General features: G+C 53.3%; 18 protein-coding genes and 4 pseudogenes. 7 read left to right on the forward strand and 15 right to left on the reverse strand.

All coding sequences use genetic code 11. The features are described from left to right. The first annotated feature begins 437 nt into the window (after positions 1–437). Positions 438–986 (forward strand): transposase, encoded by a 549-nt coding sequence (locus tag OKW78_RS16990; protein ID WP_369335033.1) that lies wholly within the window; start codon positions 438–440, stop codon positions 984–986. A 90-nt stretch (positions 987–1,076) separates the two neighbouring features. Here OKW78_RS16990 and OKW78_RS06370 read toward each other — a convergent pair whose 3' ends face one another. The 3 genes and pseudogenes from OKW78_RS06370 to OKW78_RS06380 form a co-directional block, all read right to left on the reverse strand. Continuing rightward, a complete protein-coding gene (locus OKW78_RS06370) occupies positions 1,077–2,231 on the reverse strand; it encodes a polysaccharide deacetylase family protein (RefSeq protein WP_281194370.1) in 1,155 nt (384 codons plus the stop codon). Between the two features lie 159 nt (positions 2,232–2,390). Then, a pseudogene (locus OKW78_RS06375) lies at positions 2,391–2,554 on the reverse strand (transposase); the annotation flags it as partial. Positions 2,555–2,674: 120 nt separating this feature from the next. Continuing rightward, entirely contained in the window at positions 2,675–3,622 is a 948-nt protein-coding gene (locus OKW78_RS06380) for a hypothetical protein (RefSeq protein WP_281194371.1), read from the reverse strand. A gap of 161 nt (positions 3,623–3,783) precedes the next feature. Here OKW78_RS06380 and OKW78_RS06385 point away from each other — a divergent pair, with 161 nt between their 5' ends. Beyond that, positions 3,784–4,395, forward strand: a complete 612-nt coding sequence (locus OKW78_RS06385; RefSeq protein ID WP_281194372.1) for a DDE-type integrase/transposase/recombinase — start codon at positions 3,784–3,786, stop codon at positions 4,393–4,395. A gap of 17 nt (positions 4,396–4,412) precedes the next feature. Here OKW78_RS06385 and OKW78_RS06390 read toward each other — a convergent pair. From OKW78_RS06390 to OKW78_RS06415, 6 genes and pseudogenes are all read right to left on the reverse strand, one after another. Then, a pseudogene (locus tag OKW78_RS06390) lies at positions 4,413–5,047 on the reverse strand (IS6 family transposase). 53 nt (positions 5,048–5,100) lie between these two features. Next, positions 5,101–6,000, reverse strand: coding sequence for a glycosyltransferase family 2 protein (locus OKW78_RS06395; RefSeq protein WP_281194373.1), 900 nt, complete (start codon positions 5,998–6,000; stop codon positions 5,101–5,103). A gap of 297 nt (positions 6,001–6,297) precedes the next feature. Beyond that, a pseudogene (locus OKW78_RS06400) lies at positions 6,298–7,434 on the reverse strand (ISH3 family transposase). Between the two features lie 353 nt (positions 7,435–7,787). Beyond that, complete coding sequence (locus tag OKW78_RS06405) at positions 7,788–8,921, reverse strand: glycosyltransferase (protein WP_281194374.1); 1,134 nt, start codon at positions 8,919–8,921, stop codon at positions 7,788–7,790. After that, a complete protein-coding gene (locus OKW78_RS06410) occupies positions 8,914–10,044 on the reverse strand; it encodes a DegT/DnrJ/EryC1/StrS aminotransferase family protein (protein WP_281194376.1) in 1,131 nt (376 codons plus the stop codon). The genes OKW78_RS06405 and OKW78_RS06410 overlap by 8 nt, the downstream gene beginning before the upstream one ends. A 314-nt stretch (positions 10,045–10,358) precedes the next feature. Next, complete coding sequence (locus tag OKW78_RS06415; RefSeq protein ID WP_281194378.1) at positions 10,359–11,156, reverse strand: class I SAM-dependent methyltransferase; 798 nt, start codon at positions 11,154–11,156, stop codon at positions 10,359–10,361. Positions 11,157–11,391: 235 nt separating this feature from the next. Between OKW78_RS06415 and OKW78_RS06420 the strand changes: the two genes are divergently transcribed. Then, positions 11,392–12,915 carry an alkaline phosphatase family protein gene (locus OKW78_RS06420; RefSeq protein ID WP_281194732.1) on the forward strand — a complete coding sequence of 508 codons (1,524 nt, stop codon included), beginning with the start codon at positions 11,392–11,394 and terminating at the stop codon, positions 12,913–12,915. A 56-nt stretch (positions 12,916–12,971) separates the two neighbouring features. Here OKW78_RS06420 and OKW78_RS06425 read toward each other — a convergent pair whose 3' ends face one another. Next, entirely contained in the window at positions 12,972–14,462 is a 1,491-nt protein-coding gene (locus OKW78_RS06425; RefSeq protein WP_281194379.1) for a lipopolysaccharide biosynthesis protein, read from the reverse strand. Positions 14,463–14,655: 193 nt separating this feature from the next. On the opposite strand from OKW78_RS06425, the gene OKW78_RS06430 reads away from it, so the two are divergent. The 3 genes from OKW78_RS06430 to rfbB all read left to right on the forward strand — a co-directional run bounded on the left by OKW78_RS06430 (position 14,656) and on the right by rfbB (position 17,240). Continuing rightward, complete coding sequence (locus OKW78_RS06430) at positions 14,656–15,729, forward strand: glucose-1-phosphate thymidylyltransferase (RefSeq protein ID WP_281194380.1); 1,074 nt, start codon at positions 14,656–14,658, stop codon at positions 15,727–15,729. A gap of 2 nt (positions 15,730–15,731) precedes the next feature. Further along, the gene (locus OKW78_RS06435; protein ID WP_281194381.1) at positions 15,732–15,911 is read left to right on the forward strand and encodes a hypothetical protein; all 180 of its coding nucleotides are present in this window, start codon (positions 15,732–15,734) and stop codon (positions 15,909–15,911) included. A 402-nt stretch (positions 15,912–16,313) separates the two neighbouring features. Further along, complete coding sequence (rfbB, locus tag OKW78_RS06440) at positions 16,314–17,240, forward strand: dTDP-glucose 4,6-dehydratase (RefSeq protein ID WP_281194382.1); 927 nt, start codon at positions 16,314–16,316, stop codon at positions 17,238–17,240. Positions 17,241–17,254: 14 nt separating this feature from the next. On the opposite strand, the pseudogene OKW78_RS06445 reads toward rfbB, so the two are convergent. Beyond that, a pseudogene (locus tag OKW78_RS06445) lies at positions 17,255–17,514 on the reverse strand (UDP-glucose 4-epimerase); the annotation flags it as partial. Positions 17,515–17,531: 17 nt separating this feature from the next. Next, positions 17,532–18,122 (reverse strand): universal stress protein, encoded by a 591-nt coding sequence (locus OKW78_RS06450; RefSeq protein WP_281194383.1) that lies wholly within the window; start codon positions 18,120–18,122, stop codon positions 17,532–17,534. A gap of 377 nt (positions 18,123–18,499) precedes the next feature. Here OKW78_RS06450 and OKW78_RS06455 point away from each other — a divergent pair, with 377 nt between their 5' ends. Next, entirely contained in the window at positions 18,500–18,766 is a 267-nt protein-coding gene (locus tag OKW78_RS06455) for an HAH_0734 family protein (RefSeq protein WP_122106917.1), read from the forward strand. 70 nt (positions 18,767–18,836) lie between these two features. Here the strand turns inward: OKW78_RS06455 and OKW78_RS06460 are convergent, their stop codons facing one another. The 3 genes from OKW78_RS06460 to OKW78_RS06470 all read right to left on the reverse strand — a co-directional run bounded on the left by OKW78_RS06460 (position 18,837) and on the right by OKW78_RS06470 (position 20,415). Continuing rightward, complete coding sequence (locus tag OKW78_RS06460; RefSeq protein ID WP_281194384.1) at positions 18,837–19,514, reverse strand: L-threonylcarbamoyladenylate synthase; 678 nt, start codon at positions 19,512–19,514, stop codon at positions 18,837–18,839. 128 nt (positions 19,515–19,642) lie between these two features. Then, on the reverse strand, positions 19,643–20,152 hold the full coding sequence (locus OKW78_RS06465) for a redoxin domain-containing protein (RefSeq protein WP_281194385.1): 510 nt from the start codon (positions 20,150–20,152) through the stop codon (positions 19,643–19,645). Further along, complete coding sequence (locus OKW78_RS06470; protein WP_281194386.1) at positions 20,152–20,415, reverse strand: glutaredoxin; 264 nt, start codon at positions 20,413–20,415, stop codon at positions 20,152–20,154. The genes OKW78_RS06465 and OKW78_RS06470 overlap by 1 nt, the downstream gene beginning before the upstream one ends. Positions 20,416–20,578 lie beyond the last annotated feature (163 nt).

A 20,578-nucleotide genomic window follows, 5' to 3' on the forward strand; every position in this document is an offset into this window, starting at 1 on the left:
TGCTTGCGGTTTTCTCTCCGTGGACAAGATCGGGCAGATCCCGGCGAAAAATATAGTATCGCAGACGTGGTTTATTGGGCTATCAGGCTTTCATAAGTGTTGAATCTGCAAAAGTGGCGAGGTAGCGTCGCTGTAAAGGTGGAAGCGAAGCAGAAGAGCCGGATGTGACTAACCCTACTCTTCCGCTTCGTTAAGCAAGCTGCGTCGCTGGCTCAAAAGCGTTGTACCGCCAATCCAACGTCGGTGAGTGATTCGGCTGGAACGGGTTTCCCGGCTGGAAGCATGTCATGCTCTACTTTTTGCGGATTCATATGGACGCGATGTACCGCGAGATCGTTGATTGGGCGAGTGAGATAGATCGAGTTCGTGGTTGTTACACCTGTCGCGGATGGCATTTCGTACCCTCAACGCTGTACCGGTCGTTCGAGCGGGTGCCCATGTCGATATGGTACGGATTCCTTCAGGAGTTTACAGAGATCTGCGATCCGGGATCGTACGGAGCTATCGACACCACGTTCTTCGACCGAGAAACGGCATCGAAACACTATCAACACCACTCAGATCGCCACATACGCACGCTGAAAACGACAGTTCTCGTAGACTTGTGTGCTATCCTCGATATTCACTTCTCGGCACACTGGCCTCACGATACGCAAACTGGTCGTCGAGTTGTCCTTCGAAATACCGAGAAGATTGAGAATATAGCCAGTGATAGAGGCTATGACGACCTGTCTCTCCGGGACGCCCTCCGTTCAGAGGGCGTCTGGCTCTTGCTTCGTCGCCGACTGTTCGCTGTTCTACACTCACGCACACAACGCACGATTGGACAGCGAATTTACGGCCAACACTGGATTGCCGAGACTACCTTTTCGGCCATCAAGCGTCAAGTCGGCCCTACTGTCCACCCTCGCGCGTGGTACCGTGATCTCCGTGAACTCATGTTGATCGCCGCAGTCTACAAGCTTGAACAGGGTCTCAAACAGTGATCCCCACACCATCATCTGATTCAACAAAGCACACTATGCCGGAATCTGCCGAAGGTAGCCGCTTCCGTCCTTGCTGGTCAAGCATCTCATTTACTCCAGGGTTAGTTTGGCTCTCTGCCTACAGTGTTCACCAATCTCAGCGACTGTGGTAATCCACGCGTTCTGATCATTTAGGAACGATAGGATCTGACGGTATGAATCTAACCAGCCGTTCTTATCGATTTTGCTTGGATGCCAAGAGAGAGTCAACACACCGCCAACATTTCTCACTCGATTAGTCAATTCTTTCACATATTTAATAGCGTCATCTGGAGCCAAATCCAATCCCTTCGGTCGGAATAAAGCCGTATCCTGAACGTGGAGTGGAATCTCAACAATATTGGTCGAGTTGTTACTTTGAAGATCGTAGAGTTTCCAGGGATACGAAGTGCCGAATCGGAAGCCGATGTTTCGGTTAAAACCAAGTGTTGAATCATATTTGAAACCTACAGCCTCTTGAACGCGAGGCGTCTGGCGGATATCATAATGTAAGCAGTGGGACCTGACACTTTCGACTTCACTACCGACTATATCCTCAAGTTCAGATTTTTCCTGTTGTAATTTATCTACGTCATCGAATGAATACCATGTCGGATGGAGTCCGATCTCCCACCCAAGATTATCGATCTGTCTGATTGTTTTCGCAACAGTTTGTTTTCTGCCTTCAAATAAGATGGAGTCTGAAAATCGATATTCGGGGTCAGTACTGTGGTATGGAGGTAGCGGTGTCGGGAGAATAAAAAAGGTGGATTTCGCACCTATAGTACGTTCAGCGTCCAACCACTGATCAAGTGAGTGGTACGGGTCGGTACCTGTGTGCTGGATAGTCTGGAGCACCGATCGGCCTTCAATAGCAATCGATCTCAACAAATCACTCGCGTTACTGCCAACAAGGGATTCTTCAGAGATAGAGCGAGCACGTGAGTGAGCGCTGGCTTTCTGTTTAACTCTCCGGTATGTTTGTGTCAGTGAATAGCGTGTGACGTGATCGAGATCATGTGTGAGACAGACGGCAAAATCAAATCCGTCTGGCCACTGTATGTTAGTTCGTTCTCCTTGTGATTCATCATAATCAAGAATCGGATCGTACAGTAAACCTTTTTGATTAAGTACATTATATCCGAAGTCGGGGACTGGGCGTTCAGAGAGGTCATCCGGAAGCCGTTCAGCTTCAAATCGACCACTAAGTAGCTTGAACGAGTCCACGTCGTTCCAAGGCAGTGTCCATCTTCGACTGTTCATACAAAGTAGTTGGTAAACTGGTGAATAAAATTAGCTGTCTTGATAGTCGGTCATGTTGCGGTCTAAGTAATAAATATCTCTGTTAAACGCTCATGTGTAGCACATTGTTGATGGAGGGCTGTTGCGGTCGATATCCTTACAGAGATACACTGAGAGTGTCCGTAGCTGCCGTTTCTGACCGAACGGCCAGAACGACAGCGAGGACAGGAAACGCCGTCACGCCAGCGAACCTGTTACAGCAGATTCACGGCGACCGATTCCGACCCAAACACATCGAGCGGAATCATTCGTGTCAGACACCGCTTTTGCGGTGTCCTTGTCTTTTTCGACTCGACAGCTCAGCAGTAGCAACAATCTCCTACAGTAGGCGTATATTCCACTCAAATATGGCTGTAGGTGTTAGCAGATTATGGCTTGTATCCAAGACTTTCAAGTTGTTGATTAATATTTTTAGAGATTTTTTCTCCTGTATCGATCGGTGAGTCAGCTCTCACGATTTTTCTGTCATTGTAATCTCTAACATCCCACGGTACCTTAACCACAGGAGTCACAAAAGATCCATGAGCATGACCATATCCCCTAACCGGAACAGGTAGCGTGCGGTCTCCGATCATCGTGCCATGATCTGCAGTTAAAACAGTCTTTCCCGGAATAGAATCTACTATTTTTTGTGCGTATTCGAGGACTATCTCTAGATTTTGAATATATGCTTCCCAAACTTCACGTGTCGTAACTCCCTGACTTTTTGAAGCGTACTGAAGTACCCACCAAATATTCGGAGCTGTATCTTCTACATCATCCTGGTCCCTATTATATCCAGTATGGTCAATAGAATCTCCAATATCTCCAATAAATGGATAGTGCGGCTGCATAAAATGAATGATTAATTTCTTGTGTGGATAATTTTTGTGGGTGTTAAGCGTTGTTTGAAGTACATCACCCGGCATAACCGTTCCTTTCTCTTCATTCCAACTATGCTTAGGTAGATAGTCAAGTTTGAAAAAAATAGATTTGTCTAGACGTGTTGTAAATGGATTTGCAGTTATATATATAGTATCATGAAGAGTCCTTCCTTGAAAGTTGTTTTTCATAAACTCCCAGCTATGGGTTGAATTTGAAATATGAGAGTCTACAGAATCATCTCCGATAACTTTCTGATAGGCATCTATCCTACAGGCATCAAGAATAATTAAATTATCCCAATCTTTGGAGATTGGATCTGTTTTTTTATCCCGATACACTAATTTTTTTTGGAAGCGGCTATTTATTTTTGTTCCAATATGGCTTAATTCTCCAGAAATATGCTCTGGATTTTGAATCGCACGTTTAAAATTACTCAGATTGTATCGAGACATGAATTATAGATTACATTTCCAATTCAATCTCGTTTTCATACAGAGATTTACCATAGTATGTTTTGAGATAAACCAAGGAATATTTAATACTTTTGGTCGTAAAGGGTGTCAACCTTAGCGTGAAGGAAGCGGCCGAGCAAGGGTAAGTTGGTGAGTTGAGGATGCTCGACCGCATGGTTGAGAAGGCCCGCCAACAGGAAGTATTTTCCCGTGAGGACACGCCGACAGAACGGCGTGTCCTCGCGGCATTTTTGTACCATGTTGGCCTCTCGTATCGACGGATCGAACCGTTCGTTGATCGATCGCACGAGGCGATCAGGCAATGGTTTCATTGGTTGAAGCACTTCTTCGAGCCGGACTGCCGAGATCGCCAAGAAGTCGCCGTCGATGAGACGAAAGTCGAAATTGACGGCGACGAGCATTACGTCTGGGCGGCAGTCGATTGTGAGATGCTCGAAGTACTTGCCGTTGAGGTCACTCCCGGCCGATCAAGTCTTGACGCGTTACTGTTTTTGAAAGACGTTCTCGAACGATGCCGCGGGCGCCCGCTTGTGCGGGCCGACCGCGGCCCGTGGTACGACTGGCCGCTTGAACGCTTAGACTGCGAGTACGAGCGTGAAACGTGGGGAAATCGGTCATTCATCGAAGCATGGTTCGGGATCTTCAAATACCGAACCAGACGCTTTTACCACCGATTTCCCCTCCATACCACCGCCAACTCCACCAGATCGTGGCTCACTGCCTTCGCCGCTCTCCACAATGCCACGCTCTAACCTTGACACCCTTGTGTTCAGATAAGCTGATTCCATGCGAAGGCGAAGGATCTGAGCCATTCGTCGGCAATTTCTGCGTTGGCGTTGCTGAAACAGTTTGAAAAGCTGGTAGTTCTGTGTTTTACCTCACGAAAGACCCGTTCGACGCTGTTCCGATTTCTATGTCGTTCGTATCAGAAATCGAGACCGTATTTGTAGCAGGCTCGCTGAAGTGGTGCTGCGCTATCAACGAGAACGATCGCGTCGTCGACATCTTGTTTGTCACGGAGTTCTACAAAAACCGATCGGCGATTGCATTGTTTCTCGTCGGTCCAAGCCGTGTATGTAGCAGATCGTTCCATTCGGGGTTGACGGCAGCGTACAGCCAATACTTTTTATTGTTGAGTTGAATCACTGTCTCGTCAACCGCGACGTGATTCGGGCTTCGGCCCGATTCTGGCTGTAGATCGGCTTTGTGAATGCAGTTGTAAACGGTCGATCGAACTCGATCAACACCGAATTCTTCAAGAAACGAAACAGTATTCGAAAGAGATAGCCCCGGCAAATAGAGCTGAATACTGAGCTTCATCAACAGCTTCGGTGTTGCTTCTCGTTCCACAAATTCTAAGTTGATTTTGTCTAAACAGCCCCTGAGGCGGTCGTTTTCGGGCATGAATTATTTTGAAAGCGTACCGCCTCACCTTTCAACCCTTATCTGAACACCGCCTATACGTTGTATGTCCTGATATTATCCCACACAACCTCTTTTAACCGCTGTATTGATTGAAATGCCCGGTAGCCCATAGCACTAGCCAGATAGTACAGTAAATATCGGGGATTCCAAGGATAGGTAACAAGTGAATCTTTGAACTTTCGGTTTGCTTGGTCTATTTTCTTATCATTTACAAGGGCATGCGCTTCAGAATAGTATAGTTGTGCAATAGCTTTATTCGTTAGATCTTTTCCATGTAATTCAATAATTTTTTTGTGGCCGTTAATAAGTCTTTCAGGATCTGATGAAATACTATTTTCAGAGTTATATTTCCTCACTAGTGGTTCATTAATTCCGATCATACTATACCCTTTTTTTAATAAACGTAAACTGAGATCATAGCCGGTAGCTGCTCCAATATCTCGAGTGATTTTAATATGATTAAATACATCTGATCGGTACGTGTGTTGTGAGTATCCACCAATAATATGCCCACTTCTAACGTCATCAAACGTTATTTTGTTATCTGGCACATGAGAAATGCGGCCCGAATCAGCATATTTAAAAGCAGTGAAGGCCCCGACACAATTTGAGTCAGTCTCGTTTAAGTATTCAACAGCTTTAGATAGGTGATTAGGGCATAATTCGTCATCTGAATCTAAGAAGGAGATGTACTCTCCTTCAGCTTCTTTTACCCCTTTTTGTCGAGCAGCTGCCTGTCCTCTATTCCGATTGAATGAGTATAAATCCACTTCTGTGTATTGTGATACAACACTCTGGGTTCTATCCTTAGATCCATCATCTACAACGATAATATTAAAGTCTTGGAAGTTTTGGTCAAGAACACTATCAATAGCAGTGGAAATTGTTTCAGACCTGTTGTATGTGGGAATTACTACACTTACGATAGGCATAGCTGGAATATTGCTTAGAAGGGTATATATTTAATTGATTGTTCGTTCTTGGGTAGAGAATTATTGGTCAGTTCTCAGCAGGAGCTGGGGTCACAGCGAGCAAGGGTGAACCGGGGCACTCGACGAACAATGTTCAGTACTTTACAAAGCGTCGCCAGCTAACTCGTTCTGAGTCGCTAAATCTCTCCTGCTGAGATGTCATCACTGAGAAAACAACGTCACAAGTAGGGGGAGCTGTCGCTATCGGCGGCGACCAGCCACCGACGCGACAGCGTACTCACTCCCTGGCTTGCTGGGTCACTGATTACCGGGAAACCGATCGTCAGATGACCGATTCGCGTGGACGGCCTCGCTGTGGATCGGGCCGTCCATGCAGTTCGCCGAACCATATTGACGAACTCCTTGTACGACCACCCCCGGAGGCGACGCCCGTCTCGGCGGGGCGTCGCCACGTATTCGTAGTTCAGATCCCACCAGACGTTCTACAACAGGAGACTTACCACGACATACAGCAGTCTCACCGTCACGTCTCGCGTTGCTGTCGTCGCTATCGCTTGCTCAGACAAGCGATAGCTTGATTCGATACCGAAGGGTTTCAAGTAGTGGTATTAAGATCATCGCGTGGTGTCTCGATAAACGTCGCGTCAGCTGCGTAACCGTGACACACCACGCCGTAGTCGTCATATTTTCCATTCAGGTACGTACAGTCAATGTAGACGGGAAACTCGACGGTACAGCTGTGACCGTCAAGTTTCCCTGTCAGGTCATGCTGGATGACTCAACTCCACCCTTCCGAGAGTTTCTGCTGAATGGCCTCACCCGACCGAATGATCGGCATCACGTAGGCGTAGTTGTGCCCCTGTAACAGCGTGAGACACTTGTTGTCGTAGAAACTGCGTCGAGGTAACGGCCTTGATATTGAGGTCAAGGCCGTCGAGAACACCGAGAAACTCAGTGAGGACGCTACTGGCGGTGTCGCCGTCTTCGAGATGCGCACCTCAGCGTTTACCGTTTGTTTTCGTACGCGTGCGCAGAGTGTGGCGTAGGAGTGGAATGCGGTTGTTCTGTGTTTGGATTCGTAATGATTGAGACCGTCTATGTCGTCTTCATCACCGTAATAGGGTTGGGAGCAGTTCGACGATATTTCGCCGAAGGAGTGTTAGCGATTCGTTCGAGCCAGAACGGCTTGAATTTCGTCCGGAGATGGTAGAGAATCGTGTTCGCAGGTGGTGAGTCTTCACTGGTGCCACACAGGGTCGAGACCAAGGTCCCGTCGGCGGTCGTGCCGACGAGGACCTCGTAGATGTCCTCGGAGTTGATTTCAATGTTGTTTGCAAGGTTGAGAGCAATTTCCTCATCAAGAGCGTTGACGAGAAAGTTAAGAAGCTAGTCTTCGTGGATTTCACTGTCTGCTTGCTGCTGTTTGCTAAGCACATTCGCAGCAAGCAGACGTTCTAACTATAACCAGCTTTGTGAAGTACTGAAACTCCTTGACTGTAAGTACGAGCGTGAGACGTAGGGAAATCGGTCGCTTACCGAGCATAGTTCATGATCTTCAAATACTGAACTAGGAACTTCTACCACCGATTTCCCGTCGATATCACCGCCTACCAACCAGATCGTGGGTCACAGCCTTCGCCGCTCTCCACAGTATCACGCTCCAATCTTGATACAATTTAATAAAATATTTGGTAATTTCAACAATTTCAGAAACCAGGGTCGATGACAACAGGATAATGAATTCAAGCCATCGTCGTCTGCTGGAACTAATTCTTAACTTAACACAATTAGCGAAGTTGGTCGTATTTATCTTCGAGTTCTGGAGCCAAATTGGTGATACTATGGCGTTCCTTCATTCGCTGAACGCCAGCCTTCCCCATCCGAATCATCTCCTTGCGATCGCTGACACAGCGTTTGAGTGCCTCCGTGAGCTCCGAGATGTTACCTGGCTGTGTGAGCACCCCTGTTTTGTTATCCTCAACGATATAGGGAATATCCGCATGAGTTGTCGAGACAACGGGCTTTCCAGTTGCTTGCGCCTCAATCAGAACGGTCGGAGCACCCCCCTCCGAATCACCCGATTCGGCACGCTTACTGGGGGCAAGCAGGAGACTACACTGATTAATCTCTGCGAGATACTCATCGTATTCCAGATATCCCGTGAAAGTTACTTGGTCTCGTATCCCTGCTGAGTTCGCGATCCGTTCCAACCGATCGCGGGTATACTCTTTTTCACCACCGACAATTCTAAGTTCTGCGTTCGTCCCGCCACACGCTTTCGCAAACGCTTTGATCCCATCCGGGATACCCTTTTTTTCTGTAAATCGCCCGACCATCAGCACGCGCAGAGGAGAATTCTCTGTCGGATACTGTGGAGAGATTCGAGACATATCGATCGCGATCCGTTGGATCGCCGTTTTTGATTCCGGACAACCGAGTTCGAGAAGTTTCTCTTGCATTGCCGGGCCTTCGATCAAAAAGAGATCACCACGATCGAATAATCGCCGGTAGTCGGCTCGTATACCGTTGTTCTCTTCTACAAGTTTCGAAGCGTCGTATCCGTAAAACGAAGTCACGAGTTTCCGGTCAGGCTCTCGGTACGGTACAAGGTTGACTCCGATAGGACCGAAGTGTGCGTGGAGAATATCCGGATCTCGTCGTTCGAGAACGCGAGGGTAGTACGTTTCGCTAATATCTCGAATGTCGAACTTCGCCAAGATACCGTCTCTCCAAAATTGTGGGCTCCACCGAGAGAGATCCATAAACGTCTCTCGCGGTTCAAACCCAAACATCCCCAAATTCTCGCTGAAGGTGCTACAGACGAACGGCTGGTAACGATCGTGATTAGAGACGTATTGATAGATAAAGGTCTGTGTCAGGGGCAGGTACGATCTAACAAAATGACCAACTTTGTCACTCATCGATCGGCTCTCGGAGCGACTCGATAACGGTTTGCTGTTCGGTATCGGTCATTTCGGGGAACATCGGAAGGGAGAGAATGTTTCCGTAAAGTCCATCTGTAGTGTCGTGGTCACCTCGGATGTCGTCGTAGTAGGACAGTTCTGAGATCGGTGGATAGTGGACACCAGTCGTGATGTCGTCCTCGGCGAGATGATCGTATAACTGTTGACGAGAGAGCGGGTATTCGTCAGCCACTCGTATTACGAATAGATGGAAGACGTGTTCGTTAATAGTGTCTCGATCCCCTACCCACTCGAGACCTGAGATTCCGTCGAGCGACTCAATATACTGTTGGGCGACGCGTCGGCGTTCCTCATTCATTTCCGGGAGCCGTTCGAGTTGGCTTCGGCCCATCACGGCCTGTATCTCGCTCATTCGGAAATTGAAGCCGAGGCCGTCGACGTCGTATCCCCAGTTCTCCGCTTTCTCGTCCGGTGATTTCGTCTGATGGTGGTTCCGGAGGTTTCGAACATCCTCTGCGAGTTCCTGATCGCTCGTGACGACCATGCCACCCTCACCAGTCGTCATGTTCTTCGTCGCGTAGAAACTGTAGCAGCCTGCGTCACCGAACGATCCGACCGGCTTGCCAGCGATCGACGCGCCCGGCGCGTGAGCACAATCTTCGATGACGGCCGCCCCATGGTCTTCGGCAAGCCGACATATCTCGGGCATGTCGGCCGGAAGCCCGTAGAGGTGAACCGGAATCACGGCTGCGACATCGTACCGCTCGAGCTGTCGCGCCAAGTTCTTCGGGTCCATATTCCCCGTCTCGGTGACGTCACAGAGCACGACATCGGAACCGAGTAGGCGAACGACGTTCGCGGTAGCCGAGAAGGTCATTGCCGGGACGACAACTGTATCTCCCTCATCTATACCAAGGGCTCGTAGACACGCGTAGAGGGCTGACGTACACGAGTTCACTGCGATCCCATGCTCGGAGGTGTGTGCAGTAGAGAACTCGTCCTCGAACGATCTCGTTTCCGGGCCGAGTGTCAGCCAACCAGAAGCGAGGACATCTCGAATTCCATCGATAACCTCGTCCCCGATGACGTTCTCCGGCTTATACAGGGGGACTGGAACCATGTCAAGAATCCACCGCAGAAGCCGCATAACTGTTTCGAACTCCACCTTCCGAACCATGCTCAACTAACGATGATACTACGTCACTAGCAGGGTACCGTAGAATTCTTCACATGCCTCAGTAGCGATCCGCGAAACAGTGTCTGAGAAGCAGCTATTATTGCCCATATTCAGAATCACAATTGTAGCCCTCTCGACCGATAGCCGAAAGCCATGCAAACCGTTCTATGACACCCTAATCACCAACTACGAACGAGGAAACGATCCCGACTCTGAGTGGCCATGAGATAGACTCTATGACACGCTCACTTGGTTTTTCAGTGTTGTTTCAACGAGGTTCGTAGGTACCCCATAGACGGTTCTATTTGACCGACTTGATGAGGTTCACGTACCTGCGTGAATATTCTCCAAGCGTCATTCCAGTCTATATCATCGGAGAGAATCCATCCACCCTCAGCGAGATGTGTCCATGCTAACTCGAACTCCATCATCATACACGGGGCGGAATGTTCAGAGTCATGAATGAAGAATTCGACAGGCGGTAACTCGTCGAGGAGTCGCGGCAGCTCCTCTTGGGCCTTTCCAAGGCGAAGAGTCCAACGGGTGCGTAGATCGTCCGGTATAATCCAGCCTGGATCGCGGTCCGATGGAATAGCGGCCCCACCATAGCCATCAAACGTTTCGGATTTGAATTCGGCTAGCGATTCATCCGCGTAAAACGGATAGTCTATCGAATACAACTGTCCCGTCTGATTTTCGTGTAGTGCTAACAATAAGAAAAGTGTTGAACACCCGTTACAGACCCCCGTCTCAACGATCGTCTCCGGTTGGTACTTTCGGACGAGTGCATATAGTGCCGCACCAGTATCGAGGTCCGTGCCGCCGAATTGTCCATCACCACCGAGACGATCGTACTCGCGGCGCGCCTCCTCCAGATACTCCTTGGCGGGCCCGTTGAAGAACTCATCACGGTACGATTGGTACTCATTAGTTGAGTCGAAACACGAGTCGACAAACGAGCTGTGTAACGCTGCTGGCCGCTGCTTACCCGGATACACTGTATAGTACGCAGATTCATATACTGTCCACGCGGACTGATAGGTGTGCTTCGCCACAGGTTGTAAGATGGTAGGAAGAGCGTCGTATATTTGTTGAAGCATTGGTCCTTGCTGCGTACCACATCATTCGATACTGCCGATATAAATAACAACTGTCTCTACATCATATCGGCAGCCTACGCTCGTGTCTCACAGGATAGTTGATTGTACTTCCTCCTGACGCCAGACAATCATGGCTCTTTTTAAATCACGCCAGATGTAATCTCTACTAGAGGCGATCACTATCACCACGATAGTACTCGGATTTGACGGCGCTACTTGGACGCTCCTCGACAACTGGCTACCCGATCTGCCCGCTCTAGAGCGAATTATCAACAACGGTTTGTCGGGTGAATTGGAGAGCACCACACCACCTGTCACGAGTCCTGCCTGGCGGTGCTACGCCACCGGCAAAACCCCCGACGATATTGGGGTGTACTGGTGGCGGCAACTCAACCGCGACACCGAAGAATTCCTTGGTGCCGACCAACTCCCACTCACCGACGAATGCTACTGGGAACGGCTGTCCGACGCTGGCTACGACGTCGCTGTGATGGGCGTCCCACTCAACTCACCACCACAGGAGGTCAACGGCCACTTTATCGCGGGTGGTCCATTCGCTAACCCCGATAACTACACGTATCCCGCCGGGCTTGCTGACACACTCGAAGACCGGTTCGACTACCAGCTCCATCCTAAGGAATACCCGAATGTCGACACCGCAACCGACCCCGACATCGTCGCGGATTTCGATGGAATGATCCGGCAGCGATTCGATGTCGCCGAGTGGCTCCTCAAAGAGCATGACCCGGACGTTCTGAATTTCACTCTCTTCTATATCAACGTGATGCAACACAAGGCTTGGGACGCGCCCGCGGTCAAACAGCTCTGGGAGACTATTGATGACCGACTCGGAAACCTCATCGACGATGGCGACGACGTCATCATCCACTCCGATCACGGTCTCCACGAGGTTGACCAAGTGTTCTATCTGAACGCGTGGCTCGAACAGAAAGGTTATCTCGAGGTCGCCGACGCAGACGACGCCCGCTCTCTCGTTGATGTGGCCAAGCGGATAACTGACGCGCTCGGCATCTCCGACCAAGTCAGTCGCTTCCTCCCCAAATCCATCCGGGAGTTCGTTATTGGATCTGGTCCAAGCCTGCTCGACGCTGGAGACTACGAGGACCGTATCGATTTTTCGACTTCGCGGGCGGTCGCCCTCCCCCAGGGTCCTGTCTATATCCTTGATGATGACTCCGAGTTCCGCGACCAGCTTGCGGCTGAGTTACGTACCGTGACCGACCCTGAATCTGGACGACGCATCCTTGACGAGGTCGTCACCGCCGAGGATGTCTATGGATCGCCGCTTCGCGATGATGCCCCAGACTTGCTGGTCCGCTGGAACAACGGCTTCGAGGTGAAAAATCAGCACTCGGGTGCCGAGGATACAGTATTTGGGCCGCCTCACGGAGTTCTCGCGGACAATGCTCCTGAAGGCATCGTTATTGCGGCGGGCCCCTCCTTTGCGGACGAGGAGGGCATCAAGACACCGTATCTCTACGATCTTGCGCCAACGATTCTCCATCTTCTCGGCGAGCCCGTTCCTGAGGACATGTCTGGGTCAGTTGCCGCCGATCTCTACGATGCGGAATCAGATGTAGCTCAACGAGAGGTCTCGTTCGTGGATCCGAGCGAGACCGCCAGTAGTGCTGCTCATGAGGCAGCGAGTCAGGATGTAAACGACCGCCTACAGGATCTAGGATATCTTGAGTAGTTGAGAAGGCATTTGGAGTTGAATTTTTCATCGAATCAGACTTAATTTCACAAGAATCAGATTGATTCGGATACATCCTTGAGTAAAATCCTCATCTCGTAGTCGGTTAATATGTCAATTATGTATATGACTGAACTGTAAATAATGACTCCTATAGCTATTAACAATGTCAGGCTGAGGGCATTCATGGAAACTAAACCTGAAACCCGAGTTACCGCGATGTACATCAGGACACTCCCAATAAAAGGGTAAACAGCGGGCTTTAGGAGTGTTCGAATGTCTGTTTCAAGAATCGTCATTAACATATATTGATGGATTGGGTTCGTAAGCAGGGGTAGACAGACTAGGAGAGTAGCCACGCCTGTCACTCCAAAGTACTCGGCGACCGGAAATATGCTAACTGATCCGATAATTACTTTCGTAGCCTGTAATTTTACTTCAATATCTGGTCGACCAATTGACTTATATATTGGTCCCACAGTCGCACCAAAGGACCTGATTCCTCCCCAGATTGCTAATACCTGAATTAACGGTACCATCGGTCTCCATTCGTTTCCGAATGCCACATGAACGAAATAGGGAGCAACTGCTGCGATACCGGCAGCCATGGGGAACGAGATCACTGTTCCCAACTGTAGTGTTCGGAGATATCCCTCTCGTAGCCGTACAGTATCATTCTGGACTTTGGAAAAAGCCGGGAAAGCAACTCGCGATATCACTGAAGTGACCTCCGTTGCGGGAGCGTTAGAAATCCGATATGCGATTTGGTAGAATCCCAATGTGGTCGCAGTAAAGTACCACCCTACGAAGGCATCATCTCCTTGGCCTGTAATGAAGACGAGAATCGAGGAAACGAACATCCATTTCCCGAAGTCGAACATATCTCGGCCAAGCTCGAGATCGAACTCGATACGTGGCCGGTACTCGTGAATTCCGTAAGATATCGCAGCTTTCGCGAGATTCATCGCCACGATACCCGCCGGGAGTGCCCAGACACTCTGAAACACGACTGCGATAGTGACCGCGACCAGTAGATCGATCAGTCGACCACCGACTTGATACACGAACTCTCGATGGAAGTTGAGGTGCTTCCGGAAGTACATCACCGCCGGATTCTGTACACCGAGGATCAACGGCGTGAAGCCAAGGAGTTGGATGAGAGGCTCGGCTTGCGGTTCGCCGAAGAACGCCGCAAGGCTAGGAGCTGTAAGAAACGCAATAATAAATATCACTGCGCCGCGAATGATTTTGATAACCCATGCAGTATTGAGATACACGTCGACATTTTCCTCCTCGTGATGGATCAGTGCCTCCTCAAATCCGAGGTTCGAAAACTGCTGTAATGCTGCGATCGCAACTAGGGCAATACCAAGTAGCCCAAAAGCCTCCGGAGAAAGTAACCTCGCGAGAATGATGACTTTCAGCAGCTGTAGCACTCTGTCACCGACGTTGATCGCGGTTACCCAGACACCACTCTGAACGGCTTGCGCTTCCGTTGACCCACCAGCCGTAAGCCGATCATATATCGCGCGAAGCCAGTCAAGCACTACTATCCGGATTCATGACCTGGTATCAAATAAGCCTCGTTTCTTCGGTGTCCCATGCGATATCTCTCACAGTACTTCATATGACTTCACGCTCAAGTTGCGAATCCGACAGATCCTCTGGATCTGTGTGTTGCCAGCTAACATCAATGCTCCAAAACATCTTTCACCCAGAGGTCAGTCCGTTCACGCAGGAATGAAGGGCGTCTTACTCTCCGGAGGCACCGGATCCAGGTTGCGACCGATCACGCATACGGGTCCGAAACAACTGGTTCCGGTCGCAAACAAGCCCGTAATCGAATATGCGATCGAGGATCTGGAAGCGGCCGGTATCACTGAAATTGGTGTGGTTCTAGGGCATAAGGGTCGCGAGGAAATTCAAGAACTTCTGGGTGATGGCTCGAAATACGGAGTTGATATCACGTATATTGTACAGGGGAACCCGGTCGGGTTAGCTCACGCAGTCGGTTGTGCTCGTGAGTTTGTCGACGACAGTGACTTTGTAGTGTACCTCGGTGACAACATGCTCCGCCACGGTGTCTCTGATCTCCTCGAGAGCTTCAAAACAGGTGATTATGGGGCTGGGATCGCCCTTCAGGAGGTATCGAACCCGGAAGCCTTCGGAGTCGCTGACGTCGACGAGCAAGGCACGGTGACACGGCTCGTCGAGAAACCCGACGACCCACCGAGTAATCTGGCACTGATCGGGATGTACGTCTTCTCACCCACTGTCTTCGACGTAATCGATCGCTTGGAGCCGTCGTGGCGAGGAGAGCTCGAAATCACTGACGCGATCCAGTTGCTCCTCGATGATGGACACGCTATCGACTCGCACGTTGTCACAGGCTGGTGGAAGGACACTGGAAAACCCGAGGACATCCTCGAGGCAAACCGGCTCGTCCTCGGGGATAAAGACCTGAAGATGATCGGCGTTATCGAGGAAGGCGCAGAGACCGATGGTCGCATCGAACTTGCCGAGTCGGCAGTTATCGAAGACGGTGCGGTCGTCCGCGGTCCGGTTTCGATCGCGGAGAACACGACCATCAAATCCGGAACATACGTCGGTCCATACACGTCTATCGGTGCGAACTCGACGTTGGAGGGCATCCATATAGAGAACAGCGTCGTCATTGGCGGCTCGGAGATCACCGCAAATGGCCGGATCGTCGACAGCCTACTTGGACGCAACGCAAACGTCGAGAGCGCCGACGAACTGCTCCCGGAGGGACGACGGCTCGTCGTCGGAGAGAACTCCCAGCTCAAACTCTAACGATGCGAATCATCACACACACCTGCTCGGCCTGTGGCACCGTCATCGCGGCGAACGAACTTGAGGACAACCGGGTGATGAAGTGTCCGGGCCTCGACTGTGAGGAGGTGCTTCGCTTCACGGATCTCCCCGAAGACGCACGAAATCACTTCCTCGAATACAAAGAACAGTACCAGATCTAGTCTACTCCACGGGACTCCAGATCGCGTCAACGTCTGCGGACGACGTCGATTGGGGGCGATTGAGTACTTCCTCAACTCTCTTAGTGGTCAAATAACTACTCTACAACTGATCGTGGACCCAGGACAGAAATTCCGTTAGCTTCCCGTAATACGGTGAATACCCCGCACGAAAGGTGGTCTCGGGATCAACGCGGATGGATTTTCCCCTCGTACGATCGTTCCCCTACCAGCTTCAACTTGCCGTACTCTTGTACCGGATTCTGTTTCGCCAGTTCGTCGTACAGACTCCGTGAGTTCATCGGGCACTTCCCCGTTGAGAACGTCGTTAGCTCCGACGACGAGCAGTCGCATACGGGAGCGTTCCAACAGAACTGTAATTAGGTGCCGCATAGTAGCCCACATATGCTTATTCTCGTCACTGGTGGAGCTGGCTTCATCGGATCGAACTTCGTACATCACGTCCTCAGCGAACACGATGACGACGAAGTCGTTACCCTCGATGCGTTGACGTATGCCGGCTCCCAGGACAACCTCGATGGCGTTCTCGACGACCCACGACACACGTTCGTAGAGGGGAATATCCGCGATCGAGAACTCGTCAGCGAACTCATCGAGGACGTCGACGCAGTCGTCAACTTCGCCGCGGAGTCACACGTCGATCGCTCGATAAAGGGCGCGAAGCCGTTCGTTTCGACCAACGTTCAGGGGACACAGACGCTTCTCGATGCTGCCAATGACGCGGACATCGACAAGTTCCTCCAGATCTCGACTGACGAAGTATACGGACAGATACTCGACGGGAAGTTCTCAGAAGAGGATCGGCTCGACCCTCGGAACCCTTACGCAGCCACCAAAGCAGGTGCCGACCTCCTAGCGAGGAGTTATCGAACGACTCACGATCTCCCCGTTCTCATCACTCGAACCTGTAACAACTTCGGTCCTCGCCAGCATCCGGAAAAACTCATTCCGAAGTTCATTCGAAACGCCGCTGCCGGCGAGACACTCCCGGTGTACGGAGACGGGTCGAACGTCCGCGAGTGGATCTACGTCGAGGATAACTGCCGAGCCCTCGATCTAGTTCTCCGAGAGGGAGATGTCGGTGAAATATACAATATTGGATCCCACGCCGAGAAGACGAACCTCGAAGTCACCGAAGCGATCCTCGAGGCCGTCGGGGCCGATGACGAACTGATCGAGTTCGTTGACGATCGGGCCGGCCACGATCAGCGCTACGCGCTTGAAATCGAGAAGATCGAAGCACTCGGATGGGAACCCGAGAACACGTTTGAGGAGGGACTCGAGCGTACAGTCGAGTACTATCTCGACTGAGGCCGATTTCCAATTTACGATGACCTGGCGAGCGGCTCGTACCAGTCCCGATTTCGTTCGTACCACTCGATGAATTCACTGACGCCCTCTGTGATCGTCCGCGAGGGTTCGTATCGATCACCTCGTTCGCCTTCGCCACCGACGCGTGCGTATGCTCGGCGTCAGTCTGTCGCGCGGATTCGTACTCGATCTCCAACTCGGGCGCGAGCTGATCCCGCACCGTCTCGGCCAGCTCCTGGATCGAGATGTTGTCGGAGCTCCCGATGTTCACCACCCACCACCGGCGTTTTATCAGACTTCGTCGACGCCGACCACCAACACCGGGACCGACCCGTCGCGTTGGACCCGCGTCGGGAGCGGTTCGGGACGGACGAGCCGCTCGAGCCCGGTCCGCCGGGCCGAACCGAGGACGACGAGGTCGACGTCGTGGGCGTCGGCGAAGTCGAGCACCTCCTCGTGGGCGGTGCCGTACCGGAACCACTTCTCGACGTCGACGCCGCGCTCGCGGCCGCGGGCCTCGGCGGCCTCGACCGCGGCTTCGCCCTCGCGTTCGCGACGCTCGACGACCATGTCCCACGCCTCGGTCGTGTCGACGACGTACAGCGCATCCACGGTCGCGCCGTGTGCGGCCGCGAGGTCGATCCCCGTCTCGACCGCCGTCTCGCCGGTCTCGGCGCCGTCGGTGACGACCAGCACTCGTTCGAAGAGCCCGGCGGCCGGGACCGGATCCGCGTCGGCGTCCGGTTCGTCGACGGGAGTCGGGGCGCTCACGCCCTCGTCGTCGTGGTCACGATCGACCGCGTCGAGTCCCGTTCCCTCGGGAGTCCGGACGGTCGGCTCTGCTCCGTGGCGGTTCGCGTCGGGGTCGATGTCTGCTGACATGGTCGGTGGTCGACGAGCCGTCCGATGGACGCTCGCGTTCTCTACCCTTCCCTCCGCTCCCGGCTCACTTAACGATTTTCGACAGGATAGACGATTATCATTATCTATCCCGATTTGGTTCCTGATAGATGATTATATTCGGAGTATATATGATCGTATGTTTTTCTATACCGATTCGATCTGGACGATGAGGTGTGAGGATCCACCGGTCTCGACCGTTCGAGCGGGACGAGTCACGGGAGGGATCGATATCGGACGTGACGATCCCGAATGCGACGATCCAGCGTTCGACCGTTTCGAGTGCGTTCCGGTTCCGCACCCCCTGACCGATCGTCCGTACCGAAGCGATTAAGCGATGAACCCGCCAACGCCGAGACATGCAACACCTCATCGTCCGCGGTGACCCCGGCATCCGTCGGGACGCGATCATCGAGTACGAGGGCGAGGAGCTGATCTGTTTCGGGATCAGCACGCAGGGCGGGTGGCACGGCCCCGACGAGCCGCAACTCTGGTGTACCGTGGGCACCCGCGACGAGCGAGAGGCCTACGAGAAACGCGAGTACGTCCCCCACTGGCTCGACGTCGACACCGTCGACGCCGAGGCGCTCGACGTGATCAAAGCGAAGGGCGACCTCTCGGTCTAACCGGAACCCCCGTCTGAATCCTTTTTCGCCCTTTCCACCGTCCGCTAGCCTTCCCGCCGTCCTCCCGACCTCACACCGGCGGGTCCGCGAGCCACGCCTCGACCGCGCCGGCCATCGCGCCGCGCCGGTGTATCTCGCCGTGTTCGGGGTCGACGACCGTGCTCTCGGCGCCGGACGTCTCGCCGCCGTCGATCACGACCGCGGCCCGGTCGCGCACGCGCTCGTCGAGGTCCGCGACACGGGTGACGCTCCCGTTTCCGGAGACGTTCGCGCTGGTGGCGGTGAGCGGTCCCGTCTCCTCCAAGAGCACACGGGCGATCGGATGGTCGGGGACGCGCACGCCGACGCGGTCGCGGCCGCCGGTCAGCACGTCGGGAACGGCCGGGTCCCGTTCGACGACGACCGTCACCGGACCCGGGAGGAACGCCCGCATGAACGCCGTCGCGAGCGCGGTCGGCCGGGTGTGTCCCAACGCGGCGTCGACGCTCGCGACGCCGAGCGAGAGCGGATCGTCGCGGTCGCGGCCCTTGGTCTCGAACACCCGCTCGACCGCGCTCGCGTCGAGGGCGTCCGCACCCAGCCCGTACACCGTCTCCGTCGGGTAGACGACGAGGCCGCCGGACGCGACCGCGTCCGCGGCCCGCCGGAGGGTCTCGCGGTCGACGCGGCCGGCCCCGTCGGCATCGAGTCGGCGATCTCCGGCGTCGAGTCGGCGGTCCTCGTCCCCCGTGTCGGCGTCGTCGGTCACGGATCGACGTAGACGACGGGACCGAAAAAGGATAGCGGGTCAGATCGATCGAAACGCACTGCTCCGGGACCGTACGAGGAGGTCCGCATCACGGACGGTCGGGTCCGCACTCGAGGCGATCCGGGCCCTCACTCGAGGAGGTCGTCGATCGCCGCCTCCACCGCGTCGTAGTCGGGGAACGAGGGATGCTCGCTGCCGACCCAGGCGTACCGGACGACGCGGTCGGAGTCGAGCAGGAAGACGGCCGGGCGCGCCTCCGTGATCCCCGCCATCCCGTCGATGTCGTGACCGACGCCGTACGCCTCGACGACGGATGCACTCGGGTCCGAGAAGACCCGGACGCCGTCGCCGCGCTCGGCGAGCAGGTCCTTGTGCTCGTACGGCGAGGAGATCGAGACGCCGTACACGGGAAGCGTGTCGGCCCAGCCGCGGTCGTCGATCTCGTTGTAGACGTACGTCGTCTGGAACGCGCCGTCCATCGGGTGGAAGACGAGCAGCGTCGGCCCGCCGACCACGGCCGAGAGCGAGCGGTCCTCCCAGAACTCCTCGCCGACGAGCGACCGGGTGAACTCGGGAGCCGTCTCGCCCGCCGTCACGTGGTCCGTCTCGGGCAGCTCGACGACGTCGAACTCCGGCATTACGCACCCGCCTCCACGTCGTAGGTTCCCTCTAGGTACTCCACGATGTTGGCGCTCTCGGACATGGTCACGCCCGTCTCCCGGTCGACGATCGCCGGAACGCTCCGCGCGCCCGAGACGCGCTTGACGACGTTCCGCTCGGAGTGCATCGGCTCGACGTAGCGGGACCGGTACTCGATGCCGAGACGGTCGAGCGTCCGTACGACCCGCTCGCAGTACGGGCACGCCTGGAGCCGGTACAGGGTGATCTGTGGGTCCGTCATGCGTCCCGTTTCGGCCGCGGGAAGGGTAACCGTGTCGGCCGCGGCACGACGATTCGGCTCTCGCCCCCTCACGGCACGACGGTTCGGCTCTCGCCCCCTCACGGCACGACGGTTCGGTCCCCGACCCGCCACGGCCGAGACCACACTCGTCGAAGGTAACCCT

Source organism: Halorubrum sp. F4, assembly GCF_027257195.1.
GTDB lineage: Archaea > Halobacteriota > Halobacteria > Halobacteriales > Haloferacaceae > Halorubrum.